The organism is Capsulimonas corticalis (assembly GCF_003574315.2).
In the GTDB taxonomy this organism is placed as follows: Bacteria; Armatimonadota; Armatimonadia; order Armatimonadales; family Capsulimonadaceae; genus Capsulimonas; species Capsulimonas corticalis.
Window position 1 is genome coordinate 5,227,197 of record NZ_AP025739.1, and the last position, 18,894, is coordinate 5,246,090.

20 protein-coding genes and 1 riboswitch are annotated in these 18,894 nt (G+C 59.7%); of the genes, 8 read left to right on the top strand and 12 right to left on the bottom strand.

What is annotated here, in order from left to right; translation table 11 throughout:
* Positions 1–14: 14 nt before the first annotated feature.
* A complete protein-coding gene (locus D5261_RS22400; RefSeq protein ID WP_125206032.1) occupies positions 15–1,463 on the bottom strand; it encodes a vWA domain-containing protein in 1,449 nt (482 codons plus the stop codon).
* Between the two features lie 198 nt (positions 1,464–1,661).
* A riboswitch (ZMP/ZTP riboswitch) is annotated at positions 1,662–1,747 on the top strand.
* 89 nt (positions 1,748–1,836) lie between these two features.
* Between D5261_RS22400 and purH the strand changes: the two genes are divergently transcribed.
* Together purH and D5261_RS22410 are read left to right on the top strand one after the other, a co-directional pair.
* Positions 1,837–3,420 carry a bifunctional phosphoribosylaminoimidazolecarboxamide formyltransferase/IMP cyclohydrolase gene (gene purH, locus D5261_RS22405; RefSeq protein WP_119321938.1) on the top strand — a complete coding sequence of 528 codons (1,584 nt, stop codon included), beginning with the start codon at positions 1,837–1,839 and terminating at the stop codon, positions 3,418–3,420.
* Positions 3,421–3,503: 83 nt separating this feature from the next.
* Positions 3,504–4,004: a helix-turn-helix transcriptional regulator gene (locus D5261_RS22410; RefSeq protein ID WP_125206031.1), complete on the top strand. Its 501-nt coding sequence runs from the start codon at positions 3,504–3,506 to the stop codon at positions 4,002–4,004.
* Positions 4,005–4,126: 122 nt separating this feature from the next.
* Here the strand turns inward: D5261_RS22410 and D5261_RS22415 are convergent, their stop codons facing one another.
* Entirely contained in the window at positions 4,127–4,390 is a 264-nt protein-coding gene (locus D5261_RS22415; RefSeq protein ID WP_119321936.1) for a hypothetical protein, read from the bottom strand.
* 148 nt (positions 4,391–4,538) lie between these two features.
* On the opposite strand from D5261_RS22415, the gene D5261_RS22420 reads away from it, so the two are divergent.
* Together D5261_RS22420 and D5261_RS22425 are read left to right on the top strand one after the other, a co-directional pair.
* Positions 4,539–5,648 carry a Gfo/Idh/MocA family protein gene (locus D5261_RS22420; RefSeq protein ID WP_119321935.1) on the top strand — a complete coding sequence of 370 codons (1,110 nt, stop codon included), beginning with the start codon at positions 4,539–4,541 and terminating at the stop codon, positions 5,646–5,648.
* A gap of 395 nt (positions 5,649–6,043) precedes the next feature.
* Complete coding sequence (locus D5261_RS22425) at positions 6,044–6,859, top strand: DUF1559 family PulG-like putative transporter (protein ID WP_119321934.1); 816 nt, start codon at positions 6,044–6,046, stop codon at positions 6,857–6,859.
* 71 nt (positions 6,860–6,930) lie between these two features.
* Here the strand turns inward: D5261_RS22425 and D5261_RS22430 are convergent, their stop codons facing one another.
* From D5261_RS22430 to D5261_RS22475, 10 genes are all read right to left on the bottom strand, one after another.
* Positions 6,931–8,616, bottom strand: a complete 1,686-nt coding sequence (locus D5261_RS22430; protein ID WP_119321933.1) for a SpoIIE family protein phosphatase — start codon at positions 8,614–8,616, stop codon at positions 6,931–6,933.
* Positions 8,617–8,823: 207 nt separating this feature from the next.
* Entirely contained in the window at positions 8,824–9,186 is a 363-nt protein-coding gene (locus tag D5261_RS22435; protein WP_125206030.1) for a hypothetical protein, read from the bottom strand.
* Positions 9,164–9,568 (bottom strand): response regulator, encoded by a 405-nt coding sequence (locus D5261_RS22440; RefSeq protein WP_119321931.1) that lies wholly within the window; start codon positions 9,566–9,568, stop codon positions 9,164–9,166. The genes D5261_RS22435 and D5261_RS22440 overlap by 23 nt, the downstream gene beginning before the upstream one ends.
* Positions 9,558–10,268, bottom strand: coding sequence for a lipoate--protein ligase family protein (locus D5261_RS22445; protein WP_119321930.1), 711 nt, complete (start codon positions 10,266–10,268; stop codon positions 9,558–9,560). Before D5261_RS22445 ends, D5261_RS22440 begins: the two co-directional genes overlap by 11 nt.
* A gap of 82 nt (positions 10,269–10,350) precedes the next feature.
* Positions 10,351–11,832, bottom strand: a complete 1,482-nt coding sequence (gene gcvPB, locus D5261_RS22450; protein ID WP_119321929.1) for an aminomethyl-transferring glycine dehydrogenase subunit GcvPB — start codon at positions 11,830–11,832, stop codon at positions 10,351–10,353.
* Entirely contained in the window at positions 11,832–13,184 is a 1,353-nt protein-coding gene (gcvPA, locus tag D5261_RS22455; protein ID WP_119321928.1) for an aminomethyl-transferring glycine dehydrogenase subunit GcvPA, read from the bottom strand. The genes gcvPB and gcvPA overlap by 1 nt, the downstream gene beginning before the upstream one ends.
* An 8-nt stretch (positions 13,185–13,192) precedes the next feature.
* Positions 13,193–13,567 (bottom strand): glycine cleavage system protein GcvH, encoded by a 375-nt coding sequence (gcvH, locus tag D5261_RS22460; RefSeq protein WP_119321927.1) that lies wholly within the window; start codon positions 13,565–13,567, stop codon positions 13,193–13,195.
* Between the two features lie 28 nt (positions 13,568–13,595).
* A complete protein-coding gene (gcvT, locus tag D5261_RS22465; protein WP_119321926.1) occupies positions 13,596–14,678 on the bottom strand; it encodes a glycine cleavage system aminomethyltransferase GcvT in 1,083 nt (360 codons plus the stop codon).
* Positions 14,675–15,379, bottom strand: coding sequence for an ABC transporter ATP-binding protein (locus D5261_RS22470; RefSeq protein ID WP_119321925.1), 705 nt, complete (start codon positions 15,377–15,379; stop codon positions 14,675–14,677). Before D5261_RS22470 ends, gcvT begins: the two co-directional genes overlap by 4 nt.
* Positions 15,380–15,514: 135 nt before the next feature.
* Complete coding sequence (locus D5261_RS22475) at positions 15,515–16,297, bottom strand: ABC transporter ATP-binding protein (protein ID WP_119321924.1); 783 nt, start codon at positions 16,295–16,297, stop codon at positions 15,515–15,517.
* Positions 16,298–16,448: 151 nt separating this feature from the next.
* On the opposite strand from D5261_RS22475, the gene D5261_RS22480 reads away from it, so the two are divergent.
* The 4 genes from D5261_RS22480 to D5261_RS22495 are packed head-to-tail and all read left to right on the top strand — an operon-like array spanning position 16,449 to position 18,890.
* Entirely contained in the window at positions 16,449–16,940 is a 492-nt protein-coding gene (locus tag D5261_RS22480) for a hypothetical protein (protein ID WP_119321923.1), read from the top strand.
* Positions 16,937–17,260, top strand: coding sequence for a hypothetical protein (locus D5261_RS22485; protein ID WP_119321922.1), 324 nt, complete (start codon positions 16,937–16,939; stop codon positions 17,258–17,260). The genes D5261_RS22480 and D5261_RS22485 overlap by 4 nt, the downstream gene beginning before the upstream one ends.
* Positions 17,241–18,032 carry a DUF6754 domain-containing protein gene (locus tag D5261_RS22490; RefSeq protein WP_174721481.1) on the top strand — a complete coding sequence of 264 codons (792 nt, stop codon included), beginning with the start codon at positions 17,241–17,243 and terminating at the stop codon, positions 18,030–18,032. Before D5261_RS22485 ends, D5261_RS22490 begins: the two co-directional genes overlap by 20 nt.
* A 15-nt stretch (positions 18,033–18,047) precedes the next feature.
* Entirely contained in the window at positions 18,048–18,890 is an 843-nt protein-coding gene (locus D5261_RS22495; RefSeq protein WP_119321921.1) for a hypothetical protein, read from the top strand.
* Positions 18,891–18,894 lie beyond the last annotated feature (4 nt).

Here is an 18,894-nt window from a genome sequence, read left to right on the forward strand (position 1 = left end):
TCCCAAAAAGACGATCAGAAGAGCCGATCGGGGTCCGTATTCGTGTTGGTGTTCGCCAGGCGCCGCGTGGTCGACTTGATCCGCTTGAGCCGAACGGTGTCGCCGCCGCCGCTCTTGCCGATCGTCGCCATCTGCTGCTCCATATCCTGCGCCAGGTCTTTTTCGCCGAGCTTATGCAGCTGCTTGGTCGCGGCGCCGAGCTTATCCTTGGCCAGCTCGAAATCGCCGCGCTCCTGAGCGCGCTGCGCCTCGCGCTCGTACTTGTAAACCGTGAAGCGATCGACAAGATCCATCACGGGCGCATTGACCAGGGCGACTTTATCTCGGTCGCTGGTGAACTCCGCCGTCACAACGGTCTTCTCATTGCCCTTGCCGCTGCCGGTCACGGCGCTGGCGTAGGACCAGGTCAATTGGATCTCGGCCACCATATGCTGGCCCGGAGAGCTGTACGCCGGAATGAACTGCACCAGGACGCCCACGGGGGCGGCGCTGGAGACGTCGCCGATCCGCGCGCGAATCCAGTCATCTTCGGTGTAGATCTCATCGAACAAGCTCATGGACGGGCGAACCAGGAAGGCTTCCTTGACCATGGCGCCTTCGAGGCCGCGCACCGCCATGTACATATCGGTGACGGCGACCGCCTGAAGCGAGGTGACTTCGCGCTTGAGACACTCGACCAGCTCGGTCGTGTCGGCGGCGTAGTGATATTCACCGCGCGAGTTGTCGGCGATCCGGATTAAAAACTCTTCGTCAAACTCCTCGCCGATCCCGATCGTGGTGATCGCGTATCCGCGCTCCTGAACGTCGGTGACGCGCTGGAGTGTGACGGCGGGGTCCTGAACGATGCCGTCCGTAATCACGATCAGACGGTTAATGCTATACGGCGACGTGTTGCGCGCGAGCGTCTCGCCGGCCTGCGTGATGGCGTCGGCCATAAACGTTCCGGTCCCAATGTCCACGCCGAGACGCTGCTCGCGCAGGGCGTCCAGGTTTTCGAGACATCGGTTCGGAAAGGCGCTCCAGTCCTGATCGCCGAACAGCGTGTGCAGCCGGTCCGCGAAGATGACCACGGAAACGCGGTCCGACGGCGTCAGCGTATTCAGCAGCTGTTTGATGGCCTGGGTGGCGAGCGCCATGGGGGTGACGGCGGCGGCGCGCATCTCCTTAAGCGTCTGACCTTTCCAGTAGACCGCGTTGCGATTGTCGGCTGAGCCGCGCTCGATCTCATCCCGGGAGATGGCGAGCCCCATCCAGTATTCCTTTTCTTCGTCCGTGAACTGGAAGTGGTGCATCGTGGCGGAATCGTCGAGCACGATCACCAGATTCAGCGGCGGGCGATTGGCGCCTCCACTGTCTTCCACCGGCTGAATATCCAGCAGGGCGTAGTAAGGCTCTTCCAGATGCGTGGCGCTCGGAATGAATGGGTGACTAAGAGACAAGCGGACATTTAAATTACTGCTCACGAAAGCGCGTCTCCTTCGGACATTTTACAATACACTATATTTCGCCCAGATTCACGCTTTGTCGGCAAATTTCCTGCTTATTCTGCGAAAAAGTATGCCTGGACGGTAAATTCGGGCGCCATCGGCGCGTTGACTTCGTCTCCAGCCAGATGCTACAATACACTCGCAGCTCTTGGCGATCATGCCGGAGCGTCCATTGGAGGTCGGCGCGACTGGCGCTGGCGGGGAGCTAACCCCGATGAAACGCCGACCTGAGAATTCCGCCGTACGCCTGGGCAACCTGTCAACAAAAACTGTTGCGCGGTATGCCCAGGCGTTTTTTGCTGTGAGCCGCGCTATCTGTGGGACCTAATCTACGAGGAGTGATCAATCCATGCGTCGTGTAGAACGAGCGTTATTAAGTGTATCGGATAAAACCGGGTTAATCGATTTTGCCCGGGGGCTGTCGGAATTGGGCGTTGAGCTGATTTCCACCGGCGGAACGGCGAAGGCGCTGGCGGACGCCGGTTTGCCCGTCAAGAACGTCTCCGACGTCACCGGCTTTCCGGAGATGCTGGAGGGACGGGTGAAGACTCTGCACCCGATGATCCACGGCGGCCTGCTCGCCGACCGCTCCAAGCCGGAGCACATGAGCAAGATCGCCGAGCACGGCATTTTGCCGATCGACATCGTGGTCGTAAATCTTTATCCCTTCGCGGCGACCGTGGCCAAGCCCGGCGTCACCTGGGAGGAAGCGATCGAGAATATCGATATCGGCGGCCCGTCGATGGTTCGCTCTGCGGCGAAGAACCACGCGGCCGTCGCCGTCGTGGTCTCGCCGTCGTCTTATGATGGCGTTCTGAACGAGCTGCTGCGCAATGACGGCAAGCTGGAAGCCGAGACCCTCAAGCGCCTTGCCGGCGAAGCGTTCGCGCACACGGCGGCCTACGACGCGACCATCGCGGCGTATTTCGCCAAGAAGCTGGGCGAGGAGACCGAGAGCATTCTTCCCGCCAAGCTGACTCTGAGCTTCGAGAAGGCGCAGGATCTTCGCTACGGCGAGAACCCGCACCAGAAGGCAGCCTTCTACCGCGAAGCGCAGGGCGGGCAGGGCGTCGCCTCCGCGCGCAAGCTGCATGGTAAGGAGCTCTCGTTCAATAATATTTACGACCTGAACGCCGCCTATAACCTGGTGCAGGAGTTCGCCGGCGAGAAGGATCCGACGGCGGCGATCATCAAGCACACCAACCCATGCGGCATCGCGGTCTCGACCACGCTGGCCGACGCCTTCACGAAAGCCCGCGCCGGCGACCCAATCTCCGCGTTCGGCGGCATCCTCGCCACGTCCCGCCCGATCGACGCCGCCACGGCGGAACTGATCACCGGCAAGAACACGTTCTTCGAAGCGATCATCGCGCCGGGCTACGACGAAGACGCCTTCAAGATCCTGACCGAAAAGAAGCAATGGGGCGCGAACCTGATTCTTCTGGAAGCGGAGTTCGGCGCGGAGGCGGCGGGCGAGAATATAGACATCAAGCGCGTCTCCGGCGGCATTCTGGTCCAGACCGAGGACAAGCACGCCGTTGGCCGCGCGGATCTCACGACGGTTACCCGGCGTGGACCGAGCGACGCCGAGATCGCGGACTTGCTGTTCGCCTGGAAAGTCGTCAAGCACGTCAAATCGAACGCCATTGTGATCGCAAAGGATCGCCAGATCGTCGGCGTCGGCGCGGGACAGATGAACCGTGTCCAGAGCGTGCGCCTCGCGGTTGAGCAGGCCGGAGACAAGGCCAAGGGCGCCGCGCTCGCGTCCGACGCGTTCTTCCCGTTCGCGGACGGCCCTGAAGCGGCGGGCATCGCCGGCGTCACCTCGATCATCCAGCCCGGCGGCTCCAAGAAGGACGGCGAAACGACCGAAATGGCGGACAACTACAATATCGCCATGGTCTTCACCGGCCACCGCCATTTCCGCCACTAAATCTCATTCTCGAGATCGGCTGCGTGAGTAATCGCGCAGCCTTTTCTTTGCACTCATTCATCGCTCTGATTAACCGTCTTCCCATGACTACAAACGACGAACAGCTCATCACCATCACCGAAGCATGCAGCCGCCTGGGCCTGTCCGAGCGCACCATCCGCCGATACCTCAAGACAGATCTGTCCTCTGAGCAAACGGTGGCAAAACAGAGGCGTACGCTGACGGGCCTTCGAACGACTACATATCTGACACCTGAGACATTTGGTAAGCTCGCGGAGAAAGCCCATCTGAGGGATCAACTCATTCGAGGCGAATCCACGCCGGCAGAGAACACAGGCGCAACACAGGCGAATGACCGGCAAGTCTCGGCGACGGCTTCGCCAAACCTGGAACGCTATGAGGCGCTGCTGGCTACCCAGGAACAGCATATCGCCGACCTGCAAGCCGCTCTGGAGTACGAACGCGAGCGGTCACGCGCCTATGCGGAAGACGCCGCCGACGCCGAGCGGGAACTGGCGCGCCTGCGCCGCCGGCTCAACATGCCGCTGTGGCGGCGCATTCTGCACGCAATTTTTCGCCAATAACGCCGTCGCAACAAGAATCGAAAACGACTCGATTCCAGGCCCATCCCATACCTGCATCTAACATAATATATATTATCGGAACCAAAATATTCGTGTTTTCATAGCCCTGAATACGCCGCTCATTACGAACGCTTACGATGTTTCCAGCGCTGCGCGAGGATCAAGGCTGTCCCCACAACAACAACGAGGACCAGCGCGGGAACGCCTGCTCCCAGGAAGCAAGCCGCCGCCAGTGACGCGAATATCAGCGGCGCGGCCATCCGGATCCGTACGTTCGGCGATGACGGATAAAAGTTCCGCGCGAACCGTGGCGACAGTCCTAAAGCAAAGATCGCCGCAATCGCGGCAAAGAGCCAGCTAAATTGTATGGGAAGTATGTTCATCATAATGGCGTAACGCGATTTCGCAAAGATGGTTTCGTCTCGCCTAATATTCCAGAATATTAGTTGAAATATTTAAAGTCAATCGGTAGGAATATTGACGTCGCCGCGCGAATATAGCGAGCAGTAAAACATCGAGGTGCTTACAGTGTCATTGGAAAACCCAGTTCGGATCGGTATCATTGGCTGCGGCAATATCAGCGCGGCTTATTTGAAGACCTTTCAAAATTATGCGGCTGTCACCACGGTCGCGGTCGCGGATATCGACATTGCCCGCGCCGAAGCGCGCGCCGCTGAGTTCGGCGTGCCCAAAGCGACGAGCGTCGACGGATTGCTCAGCGACCCGGACGTCGAAATCGTCGTCAACCTGACGACCCCGCAGGCGCACTACGCCATCACGCTCGCCGCGATCAAGGCCGGCAAGCATGTTTACAACGAAAAGCCGCTGACGGTCACCATCGCCGAGGCCCGTGAGGCGCTGGACGCCGCGGAAGCCGCCGGCGTTCGCGTTGGCTGCGCTCCCGGCACGTTCCTGGGCGGCGGCCTGCAAACCTGCCGCCAGCTGATCGACGAAGGCGCGATCGGCCGCCCGGTGGCCGCCACGGCCTTCATGCTCTGTCATGGACATGAGAGCTGGCATCCGGATCCCGAATTCTATTACAAAATCGGCGGCGGCCCGATGATGGACATGGGTCCCTACTATCTGACCGCTCTGATCTCTCTGCTGGGCGGCATCAAGACCGTATCGGGCGCGGCGGCGATCACCGAACCCGAGCGCACGATTACCAGCCAGCCGAAGAACGGGACAAAGATCGATGTTGAGACGCCCGACCACGTCGCCGGAACGATCCAGTTCCAGAACGGCGCGATCGGAACGATCATCACATCGTTCGCCATCTGGCACGCCGGTTACCCGAATATCCAGATCTTCGGCACGGAAGGCACGCTGACGGTTCCGGACCCGAACAGCCTGCGCGGCCCGATCTACGTGCAGCGCGTCGGCGAGTCCGAGCGCCGCGAAGTCCCGCTGACCCACAACAACAGCGAAGGCGATCGCTGGGGCATCGGCGTCGTCGATCTCGCCTACGCGATCCGCAGCGGACGCCCGCACCGCGCCTCCGGCGCCCTCGCCTTCCAGGTCCTCTCCGCCATGCACGGCTTCCTGGACTCGGCCAAGGACGGACAGGCCCGCCAGATCAACGGCGCCCCCGAGCGCCCCGCTCCCCTGCCCTCCAGCCTTCCGGACGGCGAGCTGGACGCGTAACCCGGTCAATTCAGCGATCGATCCAGCAAAGTCCGGTATGGGCTTCCATACCGGACTTTTTCTGTCATATGGGGGCCGAAACCGCAGTGGGTCCAAAATTCGAAACACGGAACGAAGGAATGACGTTCGTTACTCTGAAAACCTCTTAAAAATGGCTCCAAATATTTCAACCCGTGGCTCCACGCATTCGAGAATAGATCACAAATAGCAACAATGGAGCCATTACATCTCCTGTATTTGAGAGAAAAACCACATCTTTTCATAGAATAATGGCGGCTTGAATATCTCACAAAATGACACTCAAGGGCACATTTTTCAGATTGACATCACATATTTGATATGCTAATCTTGTTTCTAGTATTCAGATACTCTGATACCAATAAGGAGAACCTGTAATGTCTCAAAACGTCCGCGCCTCAAAGCTCCGAGGCTTTACACTCATTGAATTGCTCGTTGTGATCGCTATTATCGCCATTCTTGCCGCCATCCTCTTCCCCGTCTTTGCCAAAGCCCGCGAAAAGGCGCGTCAGACGTCCTGCGCCTCCAATATGAAGCAGCTTGGCCTAGCCTTTATCCAGTACACCCAGGATTACGACGAAACCATGGTTCCGCGCAACAATGGCCCCAGCGGGGAATTTTCATACCTGGATATTCTCCAGCCGTACGTTAAGAGCGGCGTCGTTACGCAATGTCCCTCGAACCCGGAACACAACTATAAGACCTGCTGTCAGCCCAACGATTCCAACAGTAAATCCTACGTTTCTTATGGCGCCAATGCAGCTAAGCGCTATCCAAAGGACGCAAATGGGAACTATTCGGGGCCTTTGGGCGGGGCAACGGGACCGTTCCTTGATACTCCTGTCGCAATTGCTAGCTTTCAATCGCCAGCCCAACTGATTGCTCTGCTCGAATCGACCTCAATGTTCACGGACTTCGATCCGAATGTGACAGGAGGATTCAACGCATGGGATCAGCCGACGCCAAATCGCCCCGATGTTGGTAATCTGTTCGCCGGTCACACCGGCATGGCGAATTTCCTGTTTATCGATGGTCATGTCAAGGCCATGAAACCCCTGGCGACGCTCGATCAGGTCAGCGGCGGCTCCGGTCAAACGAATCTCTGGCTCTCTGACGGCAGTAATTACGGCACTGCGCCCGGCCAGCCGGCGAAGACGCTGAGCGATTCTCAGAACGTGTTTTGGAAGTCTTAAGTATCCAATCGCTAAAAAGGCGGCCGGGCGGATGCCTCGGCCGCCTTCTTATTCTGTCGAGAGAGTTCAAATCACCTTCGCTTCGTGATGAGCAGGCAGATATCGTCGTGCTGCATTCCATCCGCCCAGGCGAGAGCGCGCGATACGATGGCGCTTTCGACATCCGCAATGGAGCGGTTGGGATCGGTGGTTTCTTCGCGCAGTGCGTCCCCAAACCCTTCGATACCGAAGAATTCACCGCTTTGCGCTTTGCGCGCCTCGGTAATACCATCAGTGGTCAGCGCAATTAAGTCGCCCATTCCCAGATGATGGCGCGTCGCTGTGTATTCCGCGGATTCGGAAGCGCCTAAGAGCGGTCCATAGGCGCTTGCCTCAATGATCTCTCGCGTTTCGGCCCACAGGATCAGGGGCGACTCGGCTCCCGCGCAGCAGCATGTCGCCTCACCCGTCTGGGTGTCGATCAAAACTACGGCGAGCGCCACGTACGACCCGAGAGTATGGGCGGCGTCCAGGCGTTCATTATCTATGATGAAATTATTCAATAGCCGCAGTGAAATCGGCAGATCACCATGATGTTCGCGCAGGTAAGCGCGCAGCGCGAACTTGACCTCGGCAGTATAGGTGGCGGCCTCGACGCCTTTACCCGTTGCATCTCCAACCACCAGAGCGACGACGTTTTCGGACACCGCAAACACATCGAAGAAGTCGCCCCCGATCAGAGCGTCGTCCCAGGCTGACTGGTAAAAGGATTCGACGAGGACACCCGGGTATGCGTCTGGAGCCGGAGCCAGCAATAGCGAGCGCTGTACCGCTTCGGCGATATGGGCGGTCTTCAACGCAATGACGACAAGCTCCGCCTCAATCCGCTTCTGATCCCGAATCAGCCGTTCCTCGCCCTCTTTTAACAATTCCTCCGCCTGCTTCTGGGCGGTGATATTGCGCCAGGCGACTGCGAAGCCATCTCCCATCTTCCATGCCCGGATACTGAACGCCGCCTCAAGATATGTTGCTCCGCCGTCTGAAACTGTATCTCCATAGATGTAATCAATCTTCTCCAGAGGCTCACCGGTTTCGACCACTTGAACATAGTCTTCATAGCGACCATACGCTTGATGGGTCGGCAGCAGATCTTCATCAAGCAGACGCCCTGTGAGATCATCGCTGGCGACCTGGTTTTCGCGGCATGCGGCTTCATTGACATACTCACATCGAAAGTCAAGAATAGTCCCATTCCCTGGATCGCGCACGGCTGTATAAATGCTGTAGCAGTCGAGCATGTTCTCCAGTGAGGAGCGGAACCTGGCTTCCGCCTTGCGTAATTCTTGTCGCAGGCTTACTTTTTCCACGGCGTTCTCGATCGCCAGGGTAATTCCGGCGGAGGTAAGGCGCTCCTTGACCAGATAATCTTGCGCTCCGTTTTTCAAGGCGAGCACTGCTGTCTCCGTGACCGCGCCAGAACCCGTCAGAATAACCACGGGACAGATCGGGTCATCGTAAGGATTGCGTCCTTCGTTCAGAGCCGCCAACAGATCGAGACCATCCATATCACCCAAATGGTAATCCAGCAGAATACAGTCAGGCAGACGTTCCCGGCATAGCGCAAGTCCATGCGCGCCGTTCTCAGCCTCACGGACTTCGAACGCAACTTGCGACTGGCTTCGGTGTAACAGGCGCTGAAGGACGAAGCGATCCTCCAGACTGTCATCAATGATGAGTATAGAAAAAGTGAGCGGCGGAGAGTTGGGGGCTAGTTCCATGGGCGTCTCCCTGATACGTTCGATCAGTTCGTGCTGTTACCCCTTACTTATTCAGGGGGAGGAACAGTAAAATCTAGATTACGCGCCTACGGACTATACCCTATCCTACGATTGCGCGCTTATTCGCGCACACGAAAAAGAGCCGCTGGGAAGCAATGTCCCAGCGGCTCTTTTTGCAATCGTAAATTTACAATTCTTTACAAACAACTACGCGGTCGACTGCGAGTGCCGCTGCGTGATGTTGTTCAGATCCTGCTCCATCTGCGACATGCGGTCCTGGCACGTCTCCAGCAGGTCCTGCACGTTCGTCAGGGCTTCCTGAGCGACTTTGCGGCGCGAAAGCCAGACGGCGTAGCTGCCGGCGGCGACGGCGGCCGTGGCGCAGGCGACGCTGACGACCACGAACAGCACTTTGTTGTTCAGGACATTATTCACCGAGGAATCATGCTTCGATTCGGATTCGCCGGGGATATACTCCACGCTGAGATCGTCCACGGAAGCCTTCACGGGAATCTCCTCGCCGTTTTTGTCCACGAGAGTCAACTTGTTAGATTGTGTACCGTTTTTCATCGTTTTGGCTGTCTTCCATTGAAAAGATGCGCTTGACGAAAGCGATCAGCTCCATGGGGTTAAACGGTTTCGTCAGGTAACATTCGACACCGGATTGCCAGCCCCGCAAAACGTCGGCGTCCTGCGCGCGGGCGGTCAGCATAATGACGGGGATCTTTTCGGTCTCCGGATTGGTCTTGAGCTTTTCCAGGACCTCAAATCCGGTCATTTCCGGCATCATGACGTCCAGAACGATCAGGTCGGGTTTCTCGGTCTCGACCATCGCCAGGCACTCGGCGCCGTTGTAGGCCGTGAGCACCTCATATCCCTGACGCTCCAGATTGACTTGAATCAAACGGACGATGTGTTTCTCATCGTCACATGTGAGAATTTTACGCGCCATGGGCCACGTGTCTCCTTAACAGTCCTTGTGGACCCTCTTCTTCAGTATAGCATAGCACGGATTCGCTGTCAACGAAGTCCGCCCAACTGTCAATGCCCAGCGGCTCCATTAATCTGGCCTTCAGCGACCGTACAAAAACATTATGGTCAATTACCAGGTCGGACGCGAGGGTCATTTGCTGTAAAATTGCGCCATGCTCCCGGCGCTGCGCGCTGCCGAGTACTTTGCGGCCCGTACCGCGCTCCGCGACGTCGCAGGACGCCGTGGAGGCGAAACAATCGATACTACGAGCACTTGGCGCACGTTCGTTCCCCTGCCCCAGATCCGTTTCCAGACCAGCGCTGTCCAGCGCGGCGATCACCCCGGACAAAATCTGTCGGTAAGAGGACATCACGGAGCGCTTTTCCTGCGCGGGCAGCCATTCATCACGGGTGATCACGGAGAGCGTCAGATCGTCGCCGTGGACGACCGCGCGGCCGCCCGTCGGGCGGCGAACGATGGGGAGATCGGGATATCGGACGCGCACATCATCTTCCTGCTGCAATCGACCGATCGTCACGCTCGGCCGGTCCCAGCGGTAGACCCTGACAATCGAAAGCGGACGCCGTCCGTCGCGGATATCCGCGAACAGGACGGCGTCCGTCTCCATGTTGTCCCAGGGCGATGCGGGCTGCGCTTGCTCCCACCAGAGCCACTGCATTAAATTTTTCCTTTACAGAGGCCACGCCTAGGGCAAACCCACCCCCGCGCTTCGCGCGGGGGTGGGTAGGACGCGGGTGGGCCTATACCGCCACGGGCGGGGGCGACCAGCACACGCAAGGCTGGCGCGCGGCCAGCGCTTCGTCGAGTTTGCGCACGGGGGTGAAGTGCGGCGCGGACTTGACGATCTCGGGATCGCTGACGATATCCTCGGCGATCTGCTTCATCGCGTCGATGAACGAATCCAGCGTCTGACGGCTCTCCGTCTCCGTCGGCTCGATCATCAGAGCCTCGGGTACGATCAATGGGAAGTAGATCGTCGGCGGATGGTAGCCGAAGTCCATGAGGCGCTTGGCGACATCCAGGGCGCGGACGCCGTGCTCGCGCTGCTGGCGCTTCGCCGAGAAGATGACCTCGTGCATGCAGATCTCGTCGAACGCGACGTCGAAGTGATCCTTCAGTTCGGTCCGGATATAGTTCGCGTTCAGGACGGCGTTATCGGCGACGTCTTTCAAACGCTCCTTGCCGTAATACAGAATGAACAGGTACGAGCGCAGGATGCACAGGAACGATCCGTAGAAACCGTGGATCTTGCCGACGGTCTTCGGGATGTTGTGCTCCAGAACGAAACCGTTCTCCGTCTTCACAACCTGCGGGGTCGGCAGATACGGCTCCAGGATCGCCTTGACCGCCACCGGGCCGGAGCCGGGGCCGCCGCCGCCGTGCGGGGACGAGAACGTCTTATGCAGGTTGAAGTGCATGACGTCAAAGCCCATATCGCCGGGGCGCGCGCGGCCGACCAGCGCGTTCATATTGGCTCCGTCGCAGTAGACCAGACCGCCGCAGCCATGGATCAGATCGCAGATCTCCGCGATATCGTCCTCAAAGAGACCAAGCGTGTTCGGGTTCGTCAGCATCAGGCCGGCGATCTTGTCCGACAGCTCGGACTTGAGATGCGCCAGGTCGACGCGGCCGCGCGCGTCCGATTTCACGGTCAGCGTTTTGTAGCCGCAGCGCGCCGCCGAGGCCGGATTGGTGCCGTGCGCGGCTTCGGGGACGATGATGGTGTCGCGCTGCCCCTGGCCGTGGTCTTCATGATAGGCTTTGATGAGCATCAGGCCCAGCAGCTCGCCGTGCGCGCCGGCGGCCGGCTGGAGCGAGGTCGCGTCCATGCCTGCGATCTCGGTGATGATGTTCTGCATGTCATACAGAACTTCAAGCGCGCCTTGAGTCTGCGCGTCGGGCAGATACGGGTGCAGGCGCGCGAAGCCGGGGTGCCGCGCGGCTTCCTCGTTAACCTTCGGGTTGTACTTCATGGTGCACGAGCCCAAAGGATAGAAGCCGCTGTCCACCGAGTAGTTCTTCTGCGACAGATGAGTGAAGTGACGGATCACCTCAGGCTCGGATAGCTCCGGCAGCGGCAAGTCCTTGCGGATCTGCGCGGACGGGATCAGCGATTCCAGGGACATCACGGGGACGTCGCACTCCGGAAGCTCCACGCCCAGCCGTCCGGGCTGGCTGATCTCGAACAAGAGCCGCTCATGGGTCAAAGATGGGTCTTGCATTAACTGTTACCTTCGAATTCACGCAGCGCCGCAACCAGCGCGTCAATCTCGTCCTTGGTCCGCTGCTCGGTCACGCACAGCAGCAGGGCGTTGTTCAGGTTCGGGTAGTATCCGCCGAGCGTATAGCCGCCGATGATCCCCTTCGCCATCAAATGCTCGTTGAGCTTGGCCGTATCGCCAGGCGTCTGCACCACGAACTCCTTGAAGTACGGCGCGTCCGGGAACGCGAGCGAGTAGCCGGGGATCTTCGCGATCTCCGTGGCGGCGTAGTGCGCCTTCTGGAGGCTCAGCTCGGCGACTTGCTTCAAGCCTTGCCTGCCCATCGTGGCGAGATAAACAGCGCCGGCGAGGGCGTAGAGCGCGACGTTGGTGCAGATATTGCTCGTGGCGCGCTCGCGCCGGATATCCTGTTCGCGGGTGCGCAGGGTCATGACGAAGGCGCGCTTGCCATCACCGTCCACGGTTTCGCCAACGATGCGGCCGGGAATGCGCCGCAGATACTTCGTCTTGCAGGCGAAGAGGCCAAGCAGAGGACCGCCGTAGCCCATCGGGCATCCGAGCGACTGCCCTTCGGCGACGACGATATCCGCGTCGTACTCTCCGGGAGGCGTCAGCAGTCCTAATGAGATGGGATCGACACAGGTGACGAACAGCGCCCCACCCTCGTGCGCGACCGCCGAGATCCCCTGCGCGTCTTCGATCGAGCCAAAGAAGTTCGGCTGCTGGAGCAGGACGGCGGCGGTCTCGGAGGTCATGGCCGCCTTGACGCTCTCGACGGTTGTCAGGCCATTTTCCGTCACGAGCGTATCGACCGTCAGGTTCATGTGCCGTACGTACGTTTCGAGGACATCCCGGTAGATAGGATTGATCGTATCGGGGACCAGCAGATGCTTGCGGCCGGCCAGCTCGCACGCCATGATGGCGGCTTCGGCCAGCGCGGTCGCGCCGTCGTACATCGAGGCGTTCGCCACATCCATGCCCATCAGCTCGCAGGTCAGCGTCTGGAACTCAAAGATGCTTTGCAGCACGCCCTGACTCACTTCCGGCTGATACGGCGTATACGACGTATAGAACTCGGAGCGGCCGGTGATCGCGCCGACGGTCGGCGGGACATAGTGGTCGTAGATGCCGGCGCCGAGAAAACATGGGTATTCTTCGGCGCTGGCGTTCTTTTTGCCAAGCGTTTTGTAGTGCTTTTCCAGCGCCAGCTGATTGTAGCGGGACGGGATATTGAGCTCCCCCTTAAAGCGCAGCGGCTCCGGGATGGGGGTATAGAGGTCGTCCAGGGAGCTCAGGCCAATCGCTTCCAGCATGGCCTGGCGGTCCTGGTCGGTATTGGGAATATACGCCATCGATCGTCCTATTCTATTTCCGCGTATTGGTCGGCGGTCAGCAGCGAATCGAGCTCGCCCAGGTTCGTCATGCTGATCCGCACCATCCAGCCCTCGCCATAAGCGTCGTCGTTCACGAGCTCGGGCGCATTCATCAGGGCGTCATTGACGGCGATGACCGTGCCGGAGACGGGAGCGTACAGGTCGGAGACGGCCTTGATGCTCTCGATCTCTCCGAATTTCTCTTCGACTTGGAGCACGCGGCCAACTTCGGGGAACAGCACCATGGCGACGTCTCCGAGTTCTTCCTGCGCGTGATCTGTGATCCCGACGGTGACGATATCGCCATCGACGCTGACCCATTCATGTGACTTCGTATACTTCAATTCTTGTGGCATGGACATAGTGTGAACCCTTTCTCCCAAAAAACTCTCAAACGCCGTTGCGGTAAAATGGCAGAGTGACGACTTGGGCGGCGACCTTACGCCCGCGGATATCCACCAGCACGGATGTCCCCACCTCGGCGTCCTCGTTGTTCAGATGCGCCATGGCGATCCCGGCCTTGACGGTGGGCGAAAACGTGCCGCTCGTGACAATGCCGAGCGGGCGCTCCCCGTCCGCCGCGAACACCGGGCAATTCTCGCGCGGGATGCCCCGCTCCGTCAGCTGCAGCCCGACCAGTTTCGACGAATTCGCCGGTTTCGCCTCCACAATCGCGTCGCGTCCAACAAAATCGCCCTTCTTTGTCTTCACGGCCCAGCCGACGCCCGATTCCCACGGCGTCCATTTGTCATTGAGCTCGTGGCCGTAGAGCGGATACGCCGCCTCCAGGCGCAGCACATCGCGCGCGCCGAGGCCGGCCGGGACCGCGCCGGCGTTCACCAGCGTCTCCCAGACCTGAGGGGCGTCGTCCCAGGCGCAGAAGATCTCGAAGCCGTCTTCCCCCGTGTATCCCGTTCGGGACAGAACGCACGCGACGCCATCCAGCGTCGCTTCGGCGAAATGAAAGCGCTCCAGGTTCGCGGCGTCCTCGCCGACCAGCCCCGCGACCAGTGCGACCGCCGTGGGGCCCTGCGCCGCGATCAAAGCCGTTTGATCGCTCTCATCCGTCAGCGTTACGCTCTCGTCGCCGGCGCTTTTTTCCACGAGCCAGGCCCAGTCTTTATCCTTGCAGCCGGCGTTCAGCACGATCAAGAACTCTTCGTCGGCGACGCGATAGACAATGATATCGTCGATGATCCCGCCTTCGGGATTGAGCAGCAGCGAGTACTGGGCCGCGCCGGGCGCGAGCTTGGAGGCGTTATTGGCCGTGACGCGCTGCACGAACGCCAGCGCCCCCGCGCCGCGCACGCGCGCTTCGCCCATGTGGGAGACATCGAACAGGCCGGTCCCGCCACGCACGGCGGCGATCTCGCCGACCGTGCCGGCGTAGGACACGGGCATATCCCAGCCCGCGAAATCGACCATCGTGGCGCCGGCGGCTTTGTGCGCGGCGTGCAGGGAAGTTTGCTTCATTCTCCGAGGTACGCTTTCTTAATGTCGTCGTTGGCGAGCAGCTGCTGCGCGCTGTCCGAAAGGATGATATGGCCGGTTTCCAGGACGTAGCCCTTGTGGGCGACGCCCAGCGCCATGTGGGCGTTCTGCTCGACGAGCAGAACCGTCGTGCCCTGTTTATTGATGTCGGTGATGATCGAGAAGATATCTCGGATCAGAAATGGAGCAAGGCCGAGCGAAGGTTCATCGAGCAGCAGCAGCTTTGGGCGGCCCATCAAGGCGCGTCCCATCGCGAGCATCTGCTGTTCGCCGCCGGACAAGGTGCCGGCGTTCTGCCCGATACGTTCTTTCAAGCGCGGAAACAGCGTGATCGCCCGGTCGAAATCTTCCCGGATCCCGGCGCGATCCTTGCGGCAATATGCGCCGAGCTCCAAATTCTCACGCACCGTCATATTCGCGAACACACGCCGGCCTTCCGGCGAATGCCCGATGCCGAGACGCACGATCTCCGCCGAAGACATCTGCGTGATGTCTTTGTCTTCAAATAGAATGCGCCCGCTACTTGCGTGGACCAACCCGGAGATGGCGCGCAGAGTCGTGCTCTTCCCGGCGCCGTTCGCGCCGATCAAGGTGACGACTTCGCCCGCGCCGATGGTCATGGAGACGCCATGGAGCGCGCGTATCGGTCCATAGGAGACGTGAACGTTTTCAAGTGTGAGCATAGTTGGGAATGTATTTTCGTCAAGAAGAGCCCGGCGAATCCGTTCGCCGAACTCTTCATGTGCTGCGGCTCGCCATCGTTATACTGCGGGCGAATCAAAAAACGATCAAGCAGCCTTGGACGAACTCTGAAATGATCAGGCGACTTGCTGCGCCGCGCCGGCGTCGCCCAGGTAGGCTTCGATGACTTTGGGGTCGGAGCGGATCTCCTGCGGCGTTCCCTCGGCGATGACCTGGCCGTAATCGAGCACTAAAATCCGTTCGCAGACGCCCATGACGACCTTCATGTCGTGCTCGATCAGCAGGATCGTTACCTGGAAGTCCTTGCGCAGTGAGTTGATCTGATCCATGAGATCGATCTTTTCCTGTGGGTTCATTCCGGCGGCGGGCTCGTCGAGCAGCAGCAGCTTGGGATCGGTGGCGAGGGCGCGGGCGATCTCCAGACGGCGCTGTTCGCCGTAGGCGAGGCTGCCGGCCAGATAGTTCTCGAACTTGCTCAGTCCGAAACGCTCGAGCAGTTCGCGCGCCTTGCGCTCGGTTTCCAGTTCGGCTTGGTGGAAGCCTCCGCCGCGCAGGACGGTCTGCAGCAGTGAGGGTTTGTAGTGGAGGTGCGTAGCCGTGCGGACATTGTCCAGCACGGTGAGGCTTTTGAACAGGCGAATATTCTGAAAGGTTCGGGAAATCCCGCATTGGGCGATCTGATAGGGCCGCCGCCCCGCGATCGACTGCCCGTGAAACTCGATCGTTCCCGAGGTCGGCGCATAAACCCCCGTCAGCAGATTGAAGGCGGTTGTCTTGCCGGCGCCGTTCGGGCCGATCAAGCCGACGAGTTCGCCGGGGCTGATGGTGAGGTTGAATTTGTTGACAGCGGTCAGGCCACCAAATTGCTTGGTGCAGTCCCGCACTTGCAGCAGCGTCATGCGCTCATATTACCCCATTTCCATCGCCCTGACAAGCGAACGCCAGGTCCGCCGCTTGCCCGCCAATCGGCGTATTCGAATGGTTTCCTTGACAAAGCCCGGGCGCCGTCGCTATAATGGGGCAACTTTACCCTATCGCCAATAAACGTCTATGGACAAAGGCGCCCCTCAGGCCGCTTCTGAAACAACCGCGCTCCCGGATATCTCTCCTCGCAACGACGCCGTGGCGCTGGAGTGGAGCGTCCACCTGCTGAAGCGACGCCCAAAGGCCGCCCTCGCCGCAGGCGTTAGTCTGGCGGCCGTTTGGATCGTGGGAACACTGCTGTTCCGCAACGCCCTCTTGGCGCTGATCCCTACCCTTGCTCTTTTTGGATCTCTGACGGAATACTATCTGCCCACGCGCTACACGCTCACAAAGATGGGGGCGCGCAGCAAGTGCGGCTGGATGGTTTTAGAGATGCCCTGGACGGATGTCCGTCATGCGTATCTCGCATCCGACGGCGTCAAGCTCAGTCCGCTGCGCCTCAAGAACTCGCGGTTCGAGCGCATGCGCGGCGTGATGCTGCGTTTTGACGGCAATTCCGAGCAAGTGATCGACACCGTACGCGCCCTGCGCGCTGCCGCGTCCGAAGAGCCATTATGAACAATCCCGCCAATATCTTTACGTTTGATTGGGACGCGGAAATCTCGACGGAGACGCGCGACCGCATCTTCGACAAAATCGTCGGCGCCGCGGATAAGTGGCGCCTGCACATGCCGGCGGTCCTGTTCTTCGAGAGCATCGGCCCGATGAGCTACTTAGGATCGCAGGCGATGATCCACTTTTCCCCGTTTCTGGCGATGCTCTTCCCCGGCGGCTTGGCGGACGTTCAAAAGTGTTCGAAACTCATGCAGGACCCCAAGAATTTGAAAATGCTCGTCGATCGAATCGTGGAGGCCGAAGATGCAGCACGCAAGCGATAACTGGCATACCGGCATACTGACGATCGTGCTGTCGCTGATCATCATCGTGCGAATCATGATGGCGCAGCGCGGCATGGTCCCCACGATTCGCCGCATCGCCGGCTTGAACGCCATAGACGAAGCCGTCGGCCGCGCGACGGAAATGGGACGTCCCGTCGTCATGATCCCGGGCGTGGCGCCGCTGGGCGTGGAAACGCTGCAAGCCCTGTCGATCTTCGGCTATATCGCGCGCTCGGTGGCGAAGTTCGGCAACCGCACGATCTATCCGACGGCGGACCCGATGCTGACGGGGATCGCCGATGAGACCATTCGGGACGCTTATGCGGAAATGGGCAGGCCCGAGCTTGTGGAGCCTGACGATATCCACTACCTGACTTCCTCGCAATTCGCCTACGCCTCGGGCGTGGCGGGCATTCTGACGCGCGAACGCGCGGCCGCCGCGTTTCTCTTTGGCCTCTTTTACGCGGAATCGCTGATCTTCGCCGAAGTCGGGCAGCAAGTGGGCGCGGTGCAGGTGGCGGGAACGCCCTCCACGACGCAAATCCCGTTCTTTATCGCCGCCTGCGATTACGTCATCATCGGCGACGAGTTTTACGCGGCGAGCGCCTATTTGTCCCGCAACGCCACGCTGCTCGGCAGCATCGCCGGCCAGGACTATGGAAAGCTTATCCTGCTGATCATCGTTTTTATCGGGATTATCTGCGCGTCGCTGACGGCGGGATTGGGCGCGCACGCGCCGGTGTTCGCCGCGAAATTTCTCAAGTTCTTCTGATAGTACACACGACCTATGCTAAACTTCTTCGCTCCGATCGGCGTCCATCAAAACCCGGTGGGGTTCTATACGCACTGCGTATTGGGCATCCTGGGGGTCCTGCTTTTCCTGGGCCTTTTGCACGCCGCTCCCAAGCAGTACCGCAAGACGATCATCGCCTTTTTCACCTTTGTCGGCGGCTTATACTATGTCGTCGAGTTCTTCTGGCCGGCGCAAACCTCCGGACCGCACGCCGGTGAAAATTTCCTCACGCCTTATCAGGACTTCGTCGCCAACCTTTCATCCGTCGTTCAGGTGTTCGCCGTAGGGCTTGGAGTGATTTCGCTGCTCCAACTGCATTTCAAGACGCTTGGTCGAATGAAGACCGGCTGGCACAACAGCCTGGCGCTGATCGTGTCATTCTTCGCCATGACGATCTTTGGGATCGCGAACGAATACTATCCCAAGCATCCGGTAGCCTTCGGCCAGACAGTGCATGGGATATTCCAGTTTTTGTTCATCGGCGGGCTGAACAATCTGGACTCGGCGACATTCTCCATGATCGCCTTCTTTATTGCGTCGGCGTCGTACCGGGCGTTTCGGCTCAGATCCGTGGAGTCGTCGATGATGATGACCGCCGCGCTGATCGTCATGCTGGCGTCCACGGGCTTCGGCACCGCGATTACATCGCACATTCCGGACGGAGACAGCGCCTGGGCGAATTTCCGGATCGAGCATATCTCCGAGTGGCTGCTCACGCGCGTGAACGCTCCGGCGCAGCGGGGAATTCTTTTCGGCCTGACGGTCGGCGGCCTCGCCGTTTCGCTTCGGCTGTGGCTGAGCCTGGAGCGCGGCGCCTATTTCGACACGGAGGTCTGATCTG

What these genes read in the sequence shown, in the direction of transcription:
- purH (WP_119321938.1), top strand. Translation starts at nt 1,837, where the DNA reads ATGCGTCGTGTAGAACGAGCGTTATTAAGTGTATCGGATAAAACCGGG.
- D5261_RS22410 (WP_125206031.1), top strand. Translation starts at nt 3,504, where the DNA reads ATGACTACAAACGACGAACAGCTCATCACCATCACCGAAGCATGCAGC.
- D5261_RS22415 (WP_119321936.1), bottom strand. Translation starts at nt 4,390, where the DNA reads ATGATGAACATACTTCCCATACAATTTAGCTGGCTCTTTGCCGCGATT.
- D5261_RS22425 (WP_119321934.1), top strand. Translation starts at nt 6,044, where the DNA reads ATGTCTCAAAACGTCCGCGCCTCAAAGCTCCGAGGCTTTACACTCATT.
- D5261_RS22430 (WP_119321933.1), bottom strand. Translation starts at nt 8,616, where the DNA reads ATGGAACTAGCCCCCAACTCTCCGCCGCTCACTTTTTCTATACTCATC.
- D5261_RS22435 (WP_125206030.1), bottom strand. Translation starts at nt 9,186, where the DNA reads ATGAAAAACGGTACACAATCTAACAAGTTGACTCTCGTGGACAAAAAC.
- D5261_RS22440 (WP_119321931.1), bottom strand. Translation starts at nt 9,568, where the DNA reads ATGGCGCGTAAAATTCTCACATGTGACGATGAGAAACACATCGTCCGT.
- D5261_RS22445 (WP_119321930.1), bottom strand. Translation starts at nt 10,268, where the DNA reads ATGCAGTGGCTCTGGTGGGAGCAAGCGCAGCCCGCATCGCCCTGGGAC.
- gcvPB (WP_119321929.1), bottom strand. Translation starts at nt 11,832, where the DNA reads ATGCAAGACCCATCTTTGACCCATGAGCGGCTCTTGTTCGAGATCAGC.
- gcvPA (WP_119321928.1), bottom strand. Translation starts at nt 13,184, where the DNA reads ATGGCGTATATTCCCAATACCGACCAGGACCGCCAGGCCATGCTGGAA.
- gcvH (WP_119321927.1), bottom strand. Translation starts at nt 13,567, where the DNA reads ATGTCCATGCCACAAGAATTGAAGTATACGAAGTCACATGAATGGGTC.
- gcvT (WP_119321926.1), bottom strand. Translation starts at nt 14,678, where the DNA reads ATGAAGCAAACTTCCCTGCACGCCGCGCACAAAGCCGCCGGCGCCACG.
- D5261_RS22470 (WP_119321925.1), bottom strand. Translation starts at nt 15,379, where the DNA reads ATGCTCACACTTGAAAACGTTCACGTCTCCTATGGACCGATACGCGCG.
- D5261_RS22475 (WP_119321924.1), bottom strand. Translation starts at nt 16,297, where the DNA reads ATGACGCTGCTGCAAGTGCGGGACTGCACCAAGCAATTTGGTGGCCTG.
- D5261_RS22480 (WP_119321923.1), top strand. Translation starts at nt 16,449, where the DNA reads ATGGACAAAGGCGCCCCTCAGGCCGCTTCTGAAACAACCGCGCTCCCG.
- D5261_RS22485 (WP_119321922.1), top strand. Translation starts at nt 16,937, where the DNA reads ATGAACAATCCCGCCAATATCTTTACGTTTGATTGGGACGCGGAAATC.
- D5261_RS22490 (WP_174721481.1), top strand. Translation starts at nt 17,241, where the DNA reads ATGCAGCACGCAAGCGATAACTGGCATACCGGCATACTGACGATCGTG.
- D5261_RS22495 (WP_119321921.1), top strand. Translation starts at nt 18,048, where the DNA reads ATGCTAAACTTCTTCGCTCCGATCGGCGTCCATCAAAACCCGGTGGGG.